Source organism: Nocardia coubleae NBRC 108252 (assembly GCF_001612805.1).
Classification (GTDB): domain Bacteria; phylum Actinomycetota; class Actinomycetes; order Mycobacteriales; family Mycobacteriaceae; genus Nocardia; species Nocardia coubleae.
Window position 1 is genome coordinate 56,159 of sequence record NZ_BDBD01000006.1, and the last position, 18,762, is coordinate 74,920.

13 protein-coding genes are annotated in these 18,762 nt (G+C 68.9%); 4 read left to right on the top strand and 9 right to left on the bottom strand.

Features of this window, described 5'->3' with window-relative positions:
• Positions 1 to 93: 93 nt before the first annotated feature.
• The 3 genes from NCO8_RS05560 (at position 94) to NCO8_RS05570 (ending at position 3,638) form a co-directional block, all read left to right on the top strand.
• Positions 94 to 1,173 carry a Glu/Leu/Phe/Val dehydrogenase dimerization domain-containing protein gene (locus tag NCO8_RS05560; RefSeq protein WP_067636966.1) on the top strand — a complete coding sequence of 360 codons (1,080 nt, stop codon included), beginning with the start codon at positions 94 to 96 and terminating at the stop codon, positions 1,171 to 1,173.
• 29 nt (positions 1,174 to 1,202) lie between these two features.
• Entirely contained in the window at positions 1,203 to 2,696 is a 1,494-nt protein-coding gene (locus NCO8_RS05565) for an amino acid permease (RefSeq protein WP_067636968.1), read from the top strand.
• A gap of 90 nt (positions 2,697 to 2,786) precedes the next feature.
• A complete protein-coding gene (locus NCO8_RS05570) occupies positions 2,787 to 3,638 on the top strand; it encodes a 3-hydroxybutyryl-CoA dehydrogenase (RefSeq protein ID WP_067493193.1) in 852 nt (283 codons plus the stop codon).
• A gap of 37 nt (positions 3,639 to 3,675) precedes the next feature.
• On the opposite strand, the gene NCO8_RS05575 is transcribed toward NCO8_RS05570, so the two are convergent.
• The 4 genes from NCO8_RS05575 to NCO8_RS05590 form a co-directional block, all read right to left on the bottom strand.
• On the bottom strand, positions 3,676 to 9,723 hold the full coding sequence (locus tag NCO8_RS05575) for a non-ribosomal peptide synthetase (protein ID WP_067636970.1): 6,048 nt from the start codon (positions 9,721 to 9,723) through the stop codon (positions 3,676 to 3,678).
• Between the two features lie 434 nt (positions 9,724 to 10,157).
• On the bottom strand, positions 10,158 to 11,102 hold the full coding sequence (locus NCO8_RS05580) for a lysophospholipid acyltransferase family protein (protein ID WP_067636972.1): 945 nt from the start codon (positions 11,100 to 11,102) through the stop codon (positions 10,158 to 10,160).
• Between the two features lie 5 nt (positions 11,103 to 11,107).
• On the bottom strand, positions 11,108 to 11,926 hold the full coding sequence (locus NCO8_RS05585) for a GNAT family N-acetyltransferase (protein WP_067636974.1): 819 nt from the start codon (positions 11,924 to 11,926) through the stop codon (positions 11,108 to 11,110).
• Positions 11,927 to 12,173: 247 nt separating this feature from the next.
• Complete coding sequence (locus NCO8_RS05590; RefSeq protein WP_084456614.1) at positions 12,174 to 13,490, bottom strand: NAD(P)/FAD-dependent oxidoreductase; 1,317 nt, start codon at positions 13,488 to 13,490, stop codon at positions 12,174 to 12,176.
• A gap of 136 nt (positions 13,491 to 13,626) precedes the next feature.
• Between NCO8_RS05590 and NCO8_RS05595 the strand changes: the two genes are divergently transcribed.
• Positions 13,627 to 14,481, top strand: a complete 855-nt coding sequence (locus NCO8_RS05595; RefSeq protein ID WP_067637013.1) for a LysR family transcriptional regulator — start codon at positions 13,627 to 13,629, stop codon at positions 14,479 to 14,481.
• Positions 14,482 to 14,579: 98 nt separating this feature from the next.
• Here the strand turns inward: NCO8_RS05595 and NCO8_RS05600 are convergent, their stop codons facing one another.
• The 5 genes from NCO8_RS05600 to NCO8_RS05620 form a co-directional block, all read right to left on the bottom strand.
• Complete coding sequence (locus NCO8_RS05600) at positions 14,580 to 14,837, bottom strand: hypothetical protein (protein WP_067636976.1); 258 nt, start codon at positions 14,835 to 14,837, stop codon at positions 14,580 to 14,582.
• A 42-nt stretch (positions 14,838 to 14,879) separates the two neighbouring features.
• Positions 14,880 to 15,527, bottom strand: coding sequence for an ankyrin repeat domain-containing protein (locus NCO8_RS05605; RefSeq protein WP_067636978.1), 648 nt, complete (start codon positions 15,525 to 15,527; stop codon positions 14,880 to 14,882).
• A 27-nt stretch (positions 15,528 to 15,554) separates the two neighbouring features.
• A complete protein-coding gene (locus NCO8_RS05610; RefSeq protein WP_245655249.1) occupies positions 15,555 to 16,547 on the bottom strand; it encodes an aminoglycoside phosphotransferase family protein in 993 nt (330 codons plus the stop codon).
• Positions 16,548 to 16,950: 403 nt separating this feature from the next.
• The gene (locus NCO8_RS05615) at positions 16,951 to 17,595 is read right to left on the bottom strand and encodes a Uma2 family endonuclease (protein WP_245655250.1); all 645 of its coding nucleotides are present in this window, start codon (positions 17,593 to 17,595) and stop codon (positions 16,951 to 16,953) included.
• A gap of 184 nt (positions 17,596 to 17,779) precedes the next feature.
• On the bottom strand, positions 17,780 to 18,736 hold the full coding sequence (locus NCO8_RS05620) for an electron transfer flavoprotein subunit alpha/FixB family protein (protein WP_067493179.1): 957 nt from the start codon (positions 18,734 to 18,736) through the stop codon (positions 17,780 to 17,782).
• Between the last annotated feature and the right edge of the window lie 26 nt (positions 18,737 to 18,762).

The window sequence follows — 18,762 nt, forward strand, 5'->3', positions numbered from 1 at the left end:
GCGCCCAACAGCACAACATCAGGCCGCAGACCCGCGGCACGAACTAACCACCCGGACACGACCCGTGGTGGAGGCAACCGGAAAGGATCGACAGTGACCGTCGCACACCCCGAAGCAGGAGTTTTCGGACGATCGCACGAGTTGAGTGCCCGCGCCCACGAGCAGGTGGTGTTCTGCGAGGACGACAGGTCCGGGCTGAAGGCGATCATCGCCATCCACTCAACGGCGCTCGGCCCGGCGCTCGGCGGCACCCGCTTCTACCCCTACGCCGACGAATCCGCGGCGTTGCAGGACGTGCTGCGACTGTCCTGGGGCATGACCTACAAGGCCGCCGCCGCGGGTGTCGACCTCGGCGGCGGCAAGGCCGTCATCATCGGTGACCCGGCGACGATGAAGAGCGAGGAACTGCTCGCCGCCTACGCGCGTTTCGTCGACACCCTCGGCGGCCGCTACATCACCGCGGGCGACGTGGGCACCACCACCGACGACCTCGACATCATCGGCAGGCACACCCGCTACGTCACCGGCCGCAGCGTCGCCGCGGGCGGCAGCGGTGACAGCGCCCGGCTCACCGCGCTCGGCGTGTTCCAGGCCATGCGCGCGGGCGCCGAATCCGTGTGGGGCGCACCGACACTGGCAGGCCGCACCGTCGGCGTGGAAGGCGTCGGCAAGGTCGGCCGCGAGCTCACCGCCTTGCTGCTCGCCGACGGCGCCGAGGTGTGCGTGACGGATGTGAACGAAGCGGCGCTGCGCCGCATCGCCTCCGAGCACCCCGAGGTCCGGCTGCTGTCCACGGTCTCGACCGCACCGGTCGACGTGTACGCCCCCTGCGCGCTCGGCGCCACCCTCACCGCGTCGACCGCCGCGACGATCGAGGCCAAACTCGTCTGCGGCGCGGCCAACAACCAACTCGCCACCCCCGATGTGGAGCAGGCACTCACCGAACGCGGCATCACCTGGGTCCCCGACTTCGTCGCCAACAGCGGCGGACTCATCCAGGTGGCAGGCGAATTGCGCGCCGCCCCACCCGCCGAGGTGGAAGCCGAGGTCACCGACATCTTCCCGCGCTGCCGCGAGATCATCGCCGCGGCGAAAGCCGACGGTATCGCCACCGGTGCCGCCGCCAATCGATTCGCCGAACGCCGTCTCGACGCCATCCCCCGCTCGCTCTGAGCGCGCCCGAGTTTCAAGGAGGAGACACAGTGGCGATCACGAGCGGGTTGTTCCGCACGAAATCTGTCGAGCAATCGATCCGGGACACCGACGATCCCGATGCCAAGCTGCGCAAGGACCTGACGGCGAAGGACCTCACGATCTTCGGTGTCGCGGTGGTGATCGGTGCGGGCATCTTCACCCTCACCGCCCGCACCGCGGGCACGGTGGCCGGGCCCGCGGTCTCGCTCGCGTTCGTCTTCGCGGCCATCGCGTGCGGGCTCACCGCCCTCTGCTACGCCGAGTTCGCCTCGACCGTTCCGGTGGCGGGCAGCGCGTACACCTTCGCCTACGCCACGTTCGGTGAGGTGATCGCCTGGATCATCGGCTGGGATCTGATCCTGGAATTCGCGCTCGCGGTCTCCGTGGTCGCCAAGGGCTGGTCGCAATATCTCGGTGACGTGCTCGGGTCGTCGGCACCGGTGGTGCACATCGGGTCGGTGAGTTTCGACTGGGGTGCGGTGGTGATCATCGCGGTGGTCGGCGTGCTGCTGGCCACCGGGACGAAGCTGTCGTCGCGGGTCTCGGCCATCGCCGTCGCCATCAAGCTCGGCGTGATCGCGCTGGTGCTCGTCGTCGGCGCGACCTACTTCAAGCCGTCGAACCTGTCGCCCTACATTCCGCCCGCCGAGCCGTCGGAGAAGGCCGAGGGGCTGCGGCAGTCGCTGTTCGCCTTCGTCACCGGGTCCGGCGGCACCAGCTACGGCTGGTACGGCCTGCTCGCCGCCGCCAGCCTGGTGTTCTTCGCCTTCATCGGCTTCGATGTCGTCGCCACCACCGCCGAGGAGACCCGCAACCCGCAGCGCGACATCCCGCGCGGCATCCTCGGTTCGCTGGCCATCGTGACCGTGCTCTACATCGCGGTGTCGCTGGTCCTCACCGGCATGGTCTCCTACACTCAGCTCGCCGACGGCAATGCCACCCTCGCAACAGCTTTCGCCATCCACGGCGCCACCTGGGTGAAGAACATCATCGCCATCGGCGCCCTGGCCGGGCTCTCGACGGTGGTCATGGTGATGTTCCTCGGGCAGACCCGGGTGCTGTTCGCCATGGCCCGCGACGGACTGCTCCCCCGCAGCTTGGCACAGACCGGTCGCAAGGGCACGCCGGTGCGGCTCACCGTGATCGTCGGTGTGATCTGCGCGCTGCTCGCCGGGTTCGTCGACTTCGGCACGCTCGAGGAAATGGTCAATATCGGCACGCTGGTCGCCTTCGTGCTGGTGGCGGTGGGCGTGCTGGTCCTGCGTCGCACCCGCCCCGACCTGCCGCGCGGGTTCCGCGTGCCGTTCGTCCCGGTTGTTCCCGTGCTCGGCGCGCTGGCCTGCCTGTGGCTGATGGTCAACCTCTCCATCGAGACCTGGCTGCGCTTCATCATCTGGATGGCACTCGGTGTCTTCGTCTACTTCGCCTACGGCCGCAGGCATTCCGTGCTCGGTCGCCGACGACCGGATCCGGACAAGCCGGAATTGACACCAGTGGGATAGGCCACGTTCCACCTCCCCTGGCACTGAGTGCCAGGGGAGGTGAAATAATCGCCGGGACAGCCAGGGAAACGCGATGTTGGGAGTTCTGCAGTGGAGTTGATCGGTGTAATCGGTGGCGGCACGATGGGTGCGGGTATCGCCGAGGTGTGTGCCAAGGCGGGCAGCTCGGTGCTCGTGCTCGAGACCAAGCAGGAGTTCGCCGATGCCGCGCAGCAGCGCATCGCCACCTCGATCAGCAAGGGTGTGGCGCGCGGCAAGATCTCCCAGGAAGACGCCGACGCGGCCATCGCCCGCGTGCGGGTGACCCTGGACATGGACGAGTTCGCCGACCGCGACCTGGTGATCGAGGCCGCCCCGGAGATCGAGTCGCTGAAGTACGAGATCTTCGGCAAGCTGGACAAGATCGTCAAGCCCGAGGGCATCCTGGCCACCAACACCTCCTCGATCCCGGTGATCAAGGTGGCCGGCGCCACCCAGCGACCCGAGCGCGTGGTCGGCGTGCACTTCTTCAACCCGGTGCCGGTGATGCCGCTGGTCGAGATCATCTCCACCCTGGTCACCGCCCCCGAGGCGGCCGAGGCCGTCACCGACTACGCCAAGAACACCCTCGGCAAGCTGACCGTGCAGGCCGGTGACCGTTCCGGTTTCATCGTCAACGCGCTGCTCATCCCGTACCTGTGCTCCGCGATCCGGATGCTCGAGTCGGGTTACGCCACCGCCGAGGACATCGATACCGCGATGAAGGGCGGCTGCGGTTACCCGATGGGCCCGCTGACGCTGCTCGACACCGTCGGCCTCGACATCGCGCTCGCCGCCGCCGAGTCGCTGTACGCCGAGTTCGCCGAGCCGCACTACGCCCCGCCTGCCCTGCTGCGCCGCATGGTCGACGCGGGTCGCCTCGGCCGCAAGACCGGTCGCGGTTTCTACGACTACGCCAAGTGAGAACCTGGTCCCGCGCCCGCCCGGGCGCGGGACCGGCTCAGGCGACGCCCGCCGGGGCCGGGAAGAACCCGGTCTCGATGTAGTGGTCGAAATAGCGGGCGATGACGGCCGCGTCGACCGCCGGAATATCGATGGGCAGCGTTTCGGCCGACTCGACGCTGCTCGACTCGACCGCGTCGAGCACCGAGCTCGCCCCCGCCGCCGCGACCGCCGCCACATAGTTGCCGCTCAGTGCCGACGCACGCGCCAGCATCGGGTCGACACCCGGCTGTTCGGCGGCCGTGGTGAGGATCTGCCCGAACTCCATCGGATCGATGAAGTCGAAACGGTAACCGCGCCGCACGATCTCGTCGTAGACGATGCCGAGCGGCACCTCCGGACCCGCCGCCCGGAACACCTGACCCAGCGCCGAATCGTCACGTGACCGCCGCACGATGCCCGCCGCGACGTAGTCGACCGGCGCCATCCCGATCGCGACCGAGCGCACGTCGACGGCCGTGCCGAGCACGAGCATCGAGCGAAGCATCGTCCACCAGGCGTCCTCGGCCGGTGCGACGCCGGTGCGGGAATCACCGGTGATGAGGCCGGGCCGGTACACCGCGATCGGCACGCCGCGCTCGGCCGCCGTGTGCATCAACTGTTCGGCGACCCACTTGGTGAGCGCGTAGCCCGGAAGCCCGGCAGGCACGCCGTCGGCCTGCGGAATGCCCGCGAGCACCGACGTCGTCGATACGTAGTGCACCGCTTTGACGCGGGTGGTGGTGGCCAGGCGCAGCACCTCGGTGGTTCCACCGACATTGGCCTCGCGCATCCGCCCGTACGGCTCGAGATGATTCACCAGGGCGCCGTTGTGGTAGATCACGTCGATCCGGTCGGCCAGTTCGGCGAAGCGGCGTGGGTCGATGCCGAGCTGCGGCCGGGCGAGATCGCCTGGGACACCGGCCAATCGGGCCCGATCGACCTCTATGCCGTATCCGGCCGCCGTGGCGACCACACGGTCGAGTGCGGTGTGGGCGTCGGCGGCGCGCACCAGGCAGTGAACGGTGGCGGTGGTGTGCTCGAGCAGTTCGCGCAGCAGGAAGCTGCCGAGGAATCCGGTGGCGCCGGTGAGCAGGATGTTCGCCGGTTCACCCGAGCGCGGTGGGACGCACCCGTCGAGCGTGATCGACGGATCGAGCACCCGGTCGAGCGCCGGATCGGGGCCGGTCGAGGAGGCCGCCTTCTCGTCGCGCAGAGCCAGCGCCAGGTCGCTGACCAGCGGATAGCTGAACAGCAGCCGCAATGCGACCTCGATGCCGAGCCGTTCGGCCAAACTCGCGCGCACCCGGATCGCCGACAGCGAGGTACCGCCGAGGACGAAGAAGTCGTCGTCGCGGCCCACCCGCTCCAACTCGAGCACGCTCGCGAACACCTCCGCGACGACTCGTTCGTCGTCGGTGACCGGTGCCTGGTACTCACGGATCTCGCGCGCGGGTGCGGGCAGCGCCTTGCGATCGAGCTTGCCGGTCGCGCCGAGCGGGAACTCGTCGAGCGCGAGCACCCGGTGCGGGATCATGTACGGCGGCAACAGGGTTCGCGCGGTGGCCAGCACCTCGGCGACATCGACGCCGGACGGCGTGACGTAACCGACGAGCTGTTCGTGGTGCACCGTCACCGCCGCACCGGCCACCGACGGATGCGCGCGCAGTGCCGCCTCGATCTCGCCGGGTTCGATGCGCAGGCCGTGCAGCTTGAGCTGTACGTCGGTGCGGCCGAGGTAGGTCAGTTCGCCGGTGGGCAAGCGGCGCACCAGGTCACCGGTGCGGTACATGCGTTCGCCGACCGGACCGTAGGGGTCGGCGACGAACCGTTCCATCGTGCGACCGGGGCTCCCCAGGTATCCGCGGGCGAGTTGCGCACCGGCCAGGTACAGCTCGCCGGGTGTGCCGAGGGGCACCGGCCGCAGCCGGGCGTCGAGCACATAGGCGCGAGAGTTCCAGTGCGGCAGGCCGATCGGGACGATGCCGTCACCTACCTCGGTGACGTCGGCGGCGGTGATCGAGACGGTCGCCTCGGTCGGCCCGTACAGGTTGTGCAACCGGCCGGAGGTGGCGGCGGCGAAACGGGCGACGGTCGCGTTCGGCAGCGCCTCACCGCCCACCCAGACCGCACGCAGCGACCGCAGTGCGCCCGCGGGCGCGGCGTCGAGGAGCATCTGCAGCACCGACGGCACGATGGTCGTGCCGGTGACACCGTGGCGCGCGATGATATCCGCCAGGTAGGCGGGGTCGGTGAGTCCGTGCGCGGCGGCGACGACCATGTGGGCCCCGGCGCGCAGCGGCGTCGCGAAACCGATCATCGAGGCGTCGAAGGTGAACGGAATCGACTGCAGCACAACATCGACGGCGCCGACCGCGTACTCGCCGACCATGTACGCGGTCTGGTTCACGATCGCCGAATGCGGTACCCCGACACCCTTGGGTTTGCCGGTGGAGCCCGAGGTGAAGATCACGTAGGCCAGGTCGAGGGTCCGCAGCGGACGCAGCCGGTCGGCGTCGGTGAGCCAAGTGTCCGAGAAGGCGTTCAGCGCACCGGAATTCGCGACCAGGTCGACCGAGATCACGGGCAGGTCGTCGACCTCGACGGTGTCGGCGACCGTGCTGAGCACGCAGGCCGGGCGCGCGGCGGTCAGGATGTCGGCGCGGCGTTCGGCGGGCGACTCCGGGTCGATCGGCACATACGCGCCGCCCGCCGCGAAGACCGCGTACATGGCGACGACCAGGTCGAGCGACGGCCGGATCGCCACCCCGACGGTGCTGCCCGGCCCGACGCCGGTCGCCACGAGCAACCGGGCCAGCCGGTTGACCCGGCTCGCGAGCTCGCGGTAGGTCAGGGTTCGATCGGCGAACGTCACCGCGGGCGCCTCCGGGGTGCGCGACGCCTGCGTGCGGAACTCGTCGAGCAGTGTCACGTCGGGAACCAGCCGCAGCTCACCGGCCGGTTCGGTCCGCTCGGACTCGGTGAGCAACGGCAGATCACCCACGGCGCGGTCCGGGTGGGCCACGGCGGCCGCGAGCAGCGTGCCGAGTCGGGCACCGAGTGCCGCCATGGTCGACTCGTCGAACAGCGCGGTGGCGTAACGCCACGAACACCGCAGCCCGGCCGGTCCGTCCCCGTCTTCCTGGGGAACCACCGTCAATTGCAGGTCGACTGGGGCCACCTCGTCGCCCAGATCGACTGCCGCCACACTCAATTCGGGCAGTTCCAGGCGCGCGGCACCGAAGTTCTGGAACGACAACGCCACCTGGTACAGCGGATGATGCGCCTGGGTGCGAGGCGGATCCAGTTCGGCCACAAGACGTTCGAACGGCACGTCGGCGTGCCCGAAGGCCGCCAGATCGCTCTCGCGGACCCGGTCGAGCAGGGCGGTGAAGGGTTCCCCCGCCGCGATACGGGTGCGCAGCACGACGGTGTTGACGAACATGCCGACCAGGTCGTCGAGTTCGGGCTCACCACGACCGGCGACCGGGGCGCCGAGGGTGACGTCGTCGGTGCCCGCCATCCGGGCCAGCAGCACCGCCAGTGCGGTGCGCACCACCATGAACAGCGAGGCATTGTGTTCGCGGGCAAGGATTTCCAGCGCCCGATGCAAGTCGGCGTCGAAGGCGAAGTGGTGCGCGGCGCCCCTGGTGCTAGCGATCGGTGGGCGCGGACGGTCGGTGGGCAGCTCGAGCAGGGCGGGCGCGCCCGCCAGCGCGGTGCGCCAGAAGTCGAGCTGGCGGGCCAGCAGGGAGGCGGGATCGTCTGCGGCGCCGAGCAGTTCGTGCTGCCACAGGGTGTAGTCGGCGTACTGCACCGGCAGCGGTGACCAGGCGGGAGCGTGCCCCTCGGTGCGGGCGATGTAGGCCGTCATCAGGTCACGGGTGAGCGGGCCGAGGGAGAAGCCGTCTGTGGCGATGTGGTGCACCACCACGGCGAGGACATGCTCGGTCGCCGAGAGCTGGAAGACGGTGGCGCGCACCGGAACCCGCGCGCACACGTCGAATCCGCCGAAGGTGATCCTGGCGAGCTCACCGCGCAGGTCGGCCTCCTCGATCGCGGTCACCGCCACCTCGAGACCGGCCGCGGCCACCGGAAGGACCTGCTGGTAGCCCTGGCCGTCGTGTTCGGGGTAGACGGTGCGCAGCACCTCGTGGCGTTCGAGCACATCGTCGAGGGCGGCGGTGAGGGCGGCGGTGTCGAGCGGACCGCACAGGCGAAGCGCGACCGGAATGTTGTAGGTGCTCGCGTCGGGGTCGAGGCGGGCCATGAACCACATACGCTGCTGGGCCAGCGACAGCGGAATCCGCGCACCACGCTCGCGGCGGGTCAACGGCACACGGGTGTCGGCGACGAGGTCGGCCAGCGCGGTCGCCAGCGCGGCGACACTCGCGTGCTCGAACACGGTGCGCGCGGGCACCCTGACGCCGGTGAGCGCGCCCAGGCGCCCGGCCAGGCGGGTGGCGAGGAGGGAATTGCCGCCGAGCGCGAAGAAGTCGTCGTCGCGGCCCACCCGGTCGGTGCCGAGCAGCTCGGCGAAGACTTCGGCGACGGTCCGTTCGGCGTCGGTTCGCGGCTCGGCGAATTCGCGTGTGGTCAGTTCGGGGTCGGGCAGGGCGCGGTGGTCGAGTTTGCCGACCGGAGTCAGCGGCAGTTCGTCGAGCACCACGACGGCCGACGGCACCGCGTGCTGCGGCAACCGCTGCTCGGCGAGCCGGGTCAGTGCCGCCGGATCGACGGTCGCGCCGGGCGCGGGCACCACATAGGCGACGAGGGCGTCGACCCCGCTGGGCAGCGTCCTGATCAGCGTCGCGGCGAAGTGCACCGAGTCGTCGGCCGAGAGCACGGCGTCGATCTCGCCCAGTTCGATGCGGAAACCGCGCAGCTTCACCTGCGCGTCGGTGCGGCCGAGAAACTTCAGGCCCATCCCACCGGGCACCGGCTCCCATTGCACCAGGTCACCGGTGCGGTAGAGCCTGCCGCCGGTCACCGGGTCGGCGACGAATCGGCTCGCGGTGAGCCCGGCGCGGTCGTGATAGCAGCGGGCCAGCCCGGCGCCTGCCAGGTACAGCTCGCCGGGGACGCGGTCGGGCACCGGATGCAGCCGGGCGTCGAGGACCACCGCCGTCATGCCGGGGATCGTGTCACCGATCGTCACCACGTCGCCGGGGTCGAGCCGGTCGCTCATGGCGCAGACGATGGTGGTTTCGGTCGGGCCGTAGACGTTGAAGAAGGAGCGACCCGGCGCCCACTGCGCGATCAGCTCCGGCGGGTAGGCCTCACCGCCGACGGCGAGCACACGCAGCTCGGGCAGCGCGGTGGCGTCGAGACCGGCCAACGCGGCGGGAGTGATGAAGGCGTGGGTCACCCCTTCGGTACGCAGCAGTTCGGTGAGCTCGTCGCCGCCGTACACGTCCGGCGGCGCGATCACCATCGTGGCGCTCGCACCCACCGCGAGCAGCAGTTCGAGCATGCTCGCATCGAAGCTCGGCGAGGCGAAATGCACTGTGCGCGAGTCGGTGTCGATAGCGAAACGACGAACCTGCTCGGCGCACAGACCGGCGAGACCGGTGTGGGTGACCGAGACGCCCTTGGGCACACCGGTGGAACCGGAGGTGTAGATGATGTAGGCCAGCTCGTCGGGACGCAGTTGCGCGGTGCGCTCCCCCGCACACACGGGTTCGTCCGACGCGGCGGCGAGTTCGGCCTGGTAGGCGGCGGAATCGATGGAGAGCCAGCGGATTCCGGTGTCGAGGCGGGCGGCGTCGGCGGCCATGGCGAGGCCGAAGCCCGCGCCGGAGTCGCCGAGCATGTGGGCGACGCGTTCGGCCGGGTAGCGCGGGTCGACCGGCACGAAGGTGGCGCCGCACTTGGCCGCCGCCCACACCGCGACCACCGATTCGATCGAGCGGGTGAGCGCGAGGACGATGCGGTCACCGGGGCCGAGCCCGCGGGCGATGAGCACACGGGCCAGCCGGGAGGACCACTGGTCCAGCTCGGTGTAGGTGAGCGAGCGGCCGGCGAACCGCAACGCGGTGGCCTCGGGGGCACGCTCGACAGCTGCCATGAGCAGCCGGGGCAGGGTGGCGGAGGTCGGTACTCGTCCACGTCGAACGGGGCGGGGTCGACGGACGCCAGAAACTTGCTCGGTCACCGGAAACGCTTCCCTTCACCATGGATCAACCCATGCGTTCGCACTGCTCACACGCCGCCGGGCGACGACTACACCCGGCGTATCGGGAAAATCCTGCGTGACGGTACCGCAAATATCTCATTTAGTTCATGGCATAGCCAATTCACAGGTTTCACTTCGCAGCGAAGTGGGTAAAGGGGACTCTTCGGTCAGCCGCGCAGGTCACGCGGTGATCAGGGCAGCATCGCACGCGCACGCTGCGGTAGCGCCCTTTTCACATTGCGGGCAGCACCTGCTCGGCGGCAGGACGAACACCGGTAGCGGAGGCCGCGTTCGCGACCTCCGCTACCGGAACAAGACCGGGAGGGTTACCAGGCAGTAGCTCCGGTGGACACCGGCTCCTGCTGCGTCACCGAGGGATCCTGCACGCGCGTATTGCCCGATTCGATCCATTCCGTGTCGAGCACACCGTGGCGCGAGCGGTCGGCGCCGCGAATGGCGCGCTCACACCGGCGCGCCAGATCACGACGGTCGGTGCCGGGGTGCTCACGCGGTTCCAGCACGATCTCGACGGTCATGCCCTTGCTGCGCAGCACCCGCTTGGCCGAGTCGGCGAAGGTGTCGTCACCGACGAAACCCGGGACGGTGCACGGCGTTCCGTCGCGGTCGAGGTAGCGCAACCGCACCGGCTGCACCGGGGTGGCGGTGTCCACGGCGGCCTGGAACATCGCCGGGCGCAGCGAACCGTAGGCTCGGCCGCACCAGGTGGTGCCCTCGGGGAACACCACGATCCGGTTACCCGCACTCAGCCGTTGCGCGACTTGCCCGACCACACCCGGTAATTCGCGCAACCGGGCGCGCTCGATCGGGATCACGCGGGTGAGCTGGGCCAGCTTGCCGAGCAGTGGCCACTCGACCATGTCGGCACGCGCCACGAAACTCACCGGTTGTACGGCGGCCAGCGCGACCACGTCGGCCCAGCCGATGTGCCCGGCCACCACCATCATGGGCGTGCCCGGATCGGCGAACCCCGCCGCCGAGGCGTCGGCTCCGCGGTTGTCGATGACGCGCAGTCGCATCCCCAAGCAGCGCAACGCCGCTCGGGCGTACCGGCGCTGCATGTCCTCGCGACGCGCCTTCGGGGTGGCGACGGTGAGGACGGGGAAACCGAGCACCAGTCCGGCCACCCCGGCCAGCCTGGTCAGCATTCTGGCGGTACCGACCTCGTCGATCGGTTCGATACAGCCGGAACCACAGGGGCTCGACGGCATCCACGAGTGCGAGTGGGGGGCGGGCGGCGCGTCGAACACCATGGCGGTTACTTCCCGTCGAAATTGGCGGCCGCGCTCTGCAGCCGCTCCAGGTACCGGGTGTTGATGGTTTCCATACCGAGCAGCGCGACGAAGTCGGCGACCGCGAAATCGGGGTCGTGCGCCGGTTCGCCGCAGATCTCGGCGCCCAGGCGCAGGTAGCCGCGTAACAGCGGCGGTAGCTTCGGGCGGCTCGGCGGGGTCAGCTGGTCGAGGGACAGTCCGTCGACGACGACCGGGTTGTACGGCTCCACGTAGCGTTCCGGGTCGCAGGAGTGGCGGCCCAGCAGCATGTCGCGCACGCCGCGCACGTTCACCCCGGCGGGGTCCTGCGGGCTGTCCTGCATGGGCACCGACACACAGCCCATCACCCAGTCGTAACCGGTGAGCTGGATGTAGTGCAGGATGCCTGCCCACATGAGGGTGAGCACGGAGCCGTTGCGGTGGTCGGGCACCACGCACGCCCGGCCCATCTCCACGATGCGGTGGCCCTCGGGGTCGAGGCGGGTGAGATCGAATTCGGTGGCGGTGTAGTAGCCGCCCGCCGCGATCACCTTGTCCGGCGGCAACATCCGGTAGCAACCGACGAACTGTTCGGTGAACTCGTCACGTACGAGCAGGTGGTCGCAGTGCTCGTCGAACCGGTCGGCGTCCAGACCGGTACCGTTGTCGGGCATCTGGAAACCGGGTTCGGCGGCGAAGACCTGGAAGCGCAGGCGCTGCGCGGCTTCGCGATGCTCGGCGTCGGAGGCGACGACGAGCGAGTAGCGAGACTTCCCCACCCCGGAGTCCGGCGCCGGCGCGGTCAACACGGACGAAATTGTCATGCACTTGATGAAGCCAGCCCGACTTGGCATCGGGGCGACGCGTCAGTGTCGTGTCGATGCCCGTTCGGTGAACGAGACACCCGTCACACCGGGCGTTCACCGACCCGCTGCCCATCGTTCGCCCACCTGCGGGTTTCTGGCCGAACACGGTGGATTTCGCGTGAGATCCGGAATGCGGGTGCGCAGTGCGTAGCTTGCGAAACGGGGACGGCCCGCCGGTTTCCCGGCGGGCCGTCGGACAGCCGGATCAGGCCGCGACGCGATCCTTCTTGTCGTTGTTCGCACCGTCTGTCCCGGCGCGCTCGTCACCGGATGCGGCCGCCGGGAGCTCACGCACTTCCGCCTCGGCGAACCCGGGGCGAGCCGTACCGGCGAAGGCGACCAGCCAGGACGCCACCGCGGCGAAGCGGTTGCGGAAGCCGACCAGGTACATCAGGTGCACGGCCAGCCACATCGCCCAGGCGATGGTGCCGCGGAAGGTGATGCGCTCGTTGAGCTTCACCACGGCGCTGAACCGGCTGATCACCGCCATGCTGCCCTTGTCCCAGTAGACGAACGGCGTGCCTGCGTCCTTCTTGCCGCGAATGATGTCGGCGGCGTGACGCCCCTCCTGCATGGCCACCGGCGACTGGCCGGGGTAGCCGTTGAGCGAGGTCATGTCGCCGATGGCGTAGATGTCGGCGTGCCCGCCGACGGTCAGGTCGGGGTTGATCAGGATGCGGCCCGCGCGGTCGGTCTCGGCGCCGGTGGCCTCGGCCAGCAGCGTCGCGAAGCCGCCCGCCTGCACACCCGCCGACCACACCACGGTCTCGGCGGCGATACCGCGCTCGATGCCCTCCTTGTCGCGGACGGTCACCTTGCCCTCGGCGATGTCGGTGACGAAGGTGCCGAGCAGCACCTGCACACCGCTACCCTCGAGCGAACGCTTGGCGTACTCCGAGAGCCCACCGCCGAACGGCGGGAGCACCGCGTCGGCGCCCTCCACCAGGGTGACCGAGACGTTCTGGTGGAAGTGCCTTTTCGCGAGTTCCTTGATCTGGCCCGCCACCTCGACACCGGTCGCGCCGGCGCCGACGACCACGAAGCTGAGCAGCTTGCGCTTGGTCGCCTCGTCGGCGTGCTCGGCCTTGGCGAAGACGGTGGCGATCTGGTCGCGCAGCCGTTCGGCGTCGTCGATGGTCTTGAGCGAGAAGGTCTTGTCGGCGAAGTCGTCGCGGCCGAAGTAGCTCTGGCTGGCGCCGGTGGCCGCGATCAGCGAACCGTAGCGGATCTGGCGGGTGCCCTCGGCGGTCTCGTAGGTGAGCACGGCGGCGTCGGCGTCGATGCCGGTGACCTTGCCCAGGCGGACGTCGGCCTCGGGGTGGCGGCGCAGTACGTTCTTGATCGGCGGGGCGATCTCCTCGGAGTCGAGTACGCCGGTCGCCACCTGGTACAGCAGCGGCTGGAACAGGTGCTCCGGGGTGCTCGAGATCAACACGAAGTTGATTCGCGACTTGGCCAGCTGCTTGGCTGCGGCAAGTCCGCCGAAGCCCGAGCCGACGATGACGACATCGGTGTGTTCCATGATCGCGCGCTCTCCAAGATCGGTAATGAATCCTTTCCTATGAGTAAACGCGATGCGGAACGCAAACGTTTCCCCCGCGTGGGCGCATAATGAAGATGACTCTTATCTGCATAACTAATATATGGGAGGTCAGCAGGTGGAACTGCGTCAACTTTCGTACTTCGTGGCGGTCTGCGAGGAGCTCAGTTTCAGCCGTGCGGCGAGCCGCTGCTTCATCTCCCAGTCGGCCATCAGCCACCAGATCGCGCGCCTGGAACGCGACCTCGGCGCCCAGCTTTTCGAGCGGACCACCCGGGCCGTTGTACCCACCGAAGCGACGCTGCGACTGCTCCCCCTGGCCAAGCAGATGCTGAGTCTCGAGTCGGCGATCCGGGCGGCCGTGCGCACCACCGGGCCGCGAATTCGGTTGGCCGCCAACATGTCTTTCGCGGCGCCGTCGCTGTCCGCGATCGCCACCGCGCGGGCCGCGCACCCCGACGCCGAGATCGAATACGTCATCAAACCGTTCCGTCAGCGGATCACCGCCGTCGCCGACGGTGACTGCGATCTGGCCCTGATCCGCGGCAGTGTGGAGCAGCCCGGTCTGGCCGTGGAACAGCTGTGGGTGGAGGACCTCGTGATCGCCATCTCCAGCAGTCATCCGCTCGCCGAACGCGGCGCGGTGACCCTCGCCGAACTCAGCCCCTACCCCCTGCTGCTCCCCCCGGAACAGGAGCAGGTGTTGTTGCACACACTCATCCGCTCGGCCTTCGCCGACCTCCCCACCGGCCCCACCTTCGGCCCCCCGATCCCACCCGACCACACAGCGACCATGGAGCTACTCAACCGCCCCGAGTCCTGGACGATCCTCTACGAAGGACCCACCAAGGGCCTGCTCACCCTCGACCTCACCGACCACCGGTTGCGCATTCCGGTGTCGGCGGTGTTGCGTGAGGACGCTCGGGAGAATCCGATCGTCAAGACGCTGTTGGATGCGTTGCATCATGACTGAGCAGGGCTGTCACCAGCGGTTGGCGCGCAACGCCTTGCGGTAGCGGATCCACCGCCCGGTCGACGGAGACAGCGCGCAGCCGACGATTCCGATGGCCGTCAACGCTCCGAGCGATGCCGCGACGGCACCCAATTGACACCCTCGACGGTGGCGGCCACCGTGGCTCCGAGCCCGTACAAGACGGCAGGCGTCGCCAAGATCATCGTCATCACCCGGCCCGACGTTCTGCCCTGCAACATCAGCGTTCCCGAGATCAGGGCGACAGCGGCGGCCGCGCCGAGCAGGCCGATGGCGACGGTGTTGCCCTCGGTGTCGAGTCCATCGGTGTTCGCCCGGTTGGTCAGGTAGGCAGCCAAGACCGCGAATCCCAGCAGTACCGCGCCGACTTGCGGTTCGCGCTAGAAGCCCTTCTCTACGAGCTCGAAACCGTCGGGCCGGATTCGGTGCCGCTCACCGGAGCCGCCGGCGACCCGGCACCAGCTCGACACGTCGAGTTCGGCTCTGTCCGCGGCCAATTCGATCGCGAAGCCGCCGTACATGCCGGGAATTGCCGCCCACATGGTCGCCTCAGGGTATTCGAGCAGGGGTGCCAGCGGTGGTGCTCGGAAGCCGCAGTCGCGGCACAGATCCAGTACCCGGCCGAGAATCACCCCGTGTAGTTGACATTCGAGCTGCGCCAAGTCGGTGGCGTCGACCTCGCGCACCAATCTCGGTGCGAGCAGCGCCGCCAGCTCGATGTGACCGTTCGCGGCCGCGATATCGGCGGCAGTGTCACCATCGGCAGTGCGCAGGGTGCGCCACGCACCGAGCTCGAGCAGACGTTCGACCACCGGGACCGGGCCACCGAGGAAGGCCGCCTGGTGCAGTGGCGTGAAGCCGGAGGTGCCACCCACCCGCGTCGTATTGACGCTGCGATGACGTTCGGCGAGTTCGAGCACGACCTCCCAGTCCCCGCTGCGCGCCGCGTCCGCCAATCGATCGCGCACAGCGATCGCCGCCTCGCTGTAGAACTTTCGCCGATACCATCCCCACCACAAGATCTCCACGCGCTCAGCGTACTGACCGGGCAGGAATCACTCGGCTGTGCTGCGACCGGGGGTTTGTTCGAACGGGAGTCGCGCCAGCGCGTTGGCGACTGCGGCGTGGAGATCGCGCATTTGCGGGTCGTTGTCTTCGACGGCCCAGGTGAGTTCCTCGACGGTGCGGATCAGGGCCCAGCCGCGGGCGCGTTCGGGGTCTACGTCGAGCGCTGCTGCCGTGGCGGCGATCACCGCGTCGGCGTGCAAGGGGGTCGGGTCGGACTGGATCTGGATCATCAGGAGGAAGCCTGCGTCGAAGGATGCTTCACCGAGGCACGGTTTCGGGTCGATCAGTAGCCATGGTTCGCGTTCGGCAGCAACGATATTGCCGAGGTGGGTGTCACGGTTGACGATCAGGAGGGGACCGTCCGGCTCGCTCAGTGCGACGCACCAGCGCTCCACCGACGTCCGTAGAGACGGTGAGATCGCTTGCGCCACAGCAGGGTCGGTGAGTCGGGTGCGGAGGCCGTCTATGACGTCGGTCGCGGCGGGGAAGGCCGGAAAGCTGTCGGGAAGGGCAGGCGCTGGTCGTCGGAGCCTGCGGTACAGCTCGCATGCCGACTTCACCTTCACCGCGTTCTCCGGCCGGCCCTCGAGGCTCGGGAAGCCGGGCTGGGTGAGCAATTCCGTTCCGGGGAAAGCCCATTCGAGCAACATCGCACCGGTGGCGGGGTCGAATTCGAACAGCCGGACAGCGCCGTCACCGTCGTAGGCGTACAAGGCGGTCGCCTCGGCGATGTTCTCCTCGTCGACCATCGGCACCTTCAGCACGGCCTGCCGTCCGTCGTCGCGCCTGGCCCCGGCGACGTAGGCGTGCGTTCCGCCGCCGAACGGCGCGGTGAACTCGCCGAGCCCCCACCGCTCGGCCAGCCCGGCCACGACGTCCGGCAACTCGTCGATCCACCGCGCACCGGCCACACCGAACACCGCACGAACCGTCTCCTCGACCGCCGACGGCAACTCCACAGGCAACCCACCCGACACCATCAGCCCACCCTGCCGACGCCGACCCCTGCCGTCAATCGAATCCCTACGCCCTCGACAGACCAGCACCGAACCTGACAGCGTTGCGAACATGACGGATCCGCTGACCCCCGACTTCCCACCCGGCTACGAAGTCTCCACCGACACCGGCCGTATCGACGCAGCACGCGTCCACACCTGGCTGTCCGCCGACTCGTATTGGGCGAAGGGCAGATCGCGGGACAAGCAGGACAGCGCGATGGCCGGTTCCCTCAATTTCGGTGTCTACGACAGTACGGCTTGCGCCGGATCATGCTCGCCACCCACGACGCCCACGGTGTCTACGAGAAACTCGGCTTCGAGCCACTGAGCAACCCGGAGCACTGGATGGCCCTCGAAATGCGGTGAGCGCTACTGGCTCGCCGAGTCAGAAATCCAAGGACAGCCAATCGATTTCGATGGGGAAGGGGTACGGGAACGAGATGCCCGACGCGGAACCGCGAGCCCACTCCCCCGCCAGCAGATAGTTGGCGTTGCGGAGTGGCCGAACGCCAGGGGGAAGCTGCGCGTGGCCGGTTTCGAGGATGTACACGCGCAGGGCGCCGATACCGGTGAGGTCCTTGGTCAGGTCCACTTCCCAGTACGAAGGGATACCGGCATCCGCGTAGCGCGCTTTCTTCGCTTCGATGTCGGCCTGGGTGGAGGAGGGCGACAACACTTCACCGACCAGAACAGTGTCGGAGGCACGGACGTCGGAGCCCGGCGGCAGGCAGCGGTGCACGAGGAAGTCCGGCGTCACGAAGTCCGACTTTCCGGTGGAGCCGAAAAATACGTTCGTCTCGAGATTGCCACGCCAGCAGCGTTCCGGATGGGAGCGGTTGTCGGTCGTTGCCGCCTCCCTGATCGCTTGGGTCAAGAGCAATGTGGCCAACTGGTGCTCGCCCGGCCCGCGGCGCACGAAGACCACACGCCCCTCCCACAGCTCGATCTGAGCGGCGATCTCCTCAGGTAGCTCCTCCAGTTCCTCCCAGGTCATCGACTCGGGAAGATCGGGGCGATCGACGCTCGGCATGGCCACATGCTACGCAGCAGAAACGCAAAACTCGCCAGAGCTGCCGTCCAGCGACGACAGATCTGGCGAGTCAGGGGTAACTCACCGGGGACGAGCTACCGCAACCCACGTCCCGACGCGGGCCGGGTGCGCGACGAACGCCGCACACGACCGGCCCGCCAAAGGCGCGGAGAGGCGGACCAGCTCAGCCCTTGTGGGACTTGACGGCGTCGGTCAGCTGCGGGGCGACGTTGAACAGGTCGCCCACGATGCCGTAGTCGGCGATCTCGAAGATGGGAGCCTCTTCGTCCTTGTTGACCGCGACGATGGTCTTCGAGGTCTGCATGCCCGCGCGGTGCTGGATGGCACCGGAGATGCCGAGGGCGATGTAGAGCTGCGGGGAGACAGTCTTACCGGTCTGACCCACCTGGAACTGGCCCGGGTAGTAGCCCGAGTCGACGGCGGCACGCGAGGCACCGACGGCGGCACCGAGCGAGTCGGCCAGCGCCTCGACGACCGAGAAGTTGTCGGCGGAACCGACACCGCGACCACCGGAGACGACGATGCTCGCCTCGGTGAGCTCCGGACGGTCACCGGCGACGACCGGCTCACGGGAGACGACCTTGACGACGCCCTCTTCCTGCGCGGGCACGGCCACGGCGACCTGCTCACCGGCGCCGGCCTGCGGGGCGGCCTCGATGGAGCCGGGGCGCACCGAGATCACCGGCACGTCGCCGGTGGCCTTGGCGTCGACGGTGAACGCGCCACCGAAGATGGAGTGCACGGCCGAACCGTCACCGTTGACGCCGATGACGTCGACGAGCAGACCGGAGCCGATGCGCGCGGCGAGGCGGCCCGACACCTCCTTGCCCTCGGCGGTGGCGGCGACGATCACGGCGGCGGGGGCGGCGGACTCGACCAGCGAGGCGAGCACGTCGACCTTCGGGGTGACCAGGAAGCTCTCGACCTCGTCGCCCTCGGCGACGTAGATCTTCTCGGCGCCCGCGGCGGCCAGGGCGGCGGCCAGCTTGTCGGCGGTGCCGGGGGCACCGGTCACGACGGCGGCCGGGGTGCCGAGCGCGCGTGCGGCGGTGAGCAGTTCGGTGCTGACCTTCTTGACGGCACCGTCGGCGTGCTCGACGAGCACAAGTACTTCAGCCATTGTTCTTTCTCCTAGGGAAGTTCTCG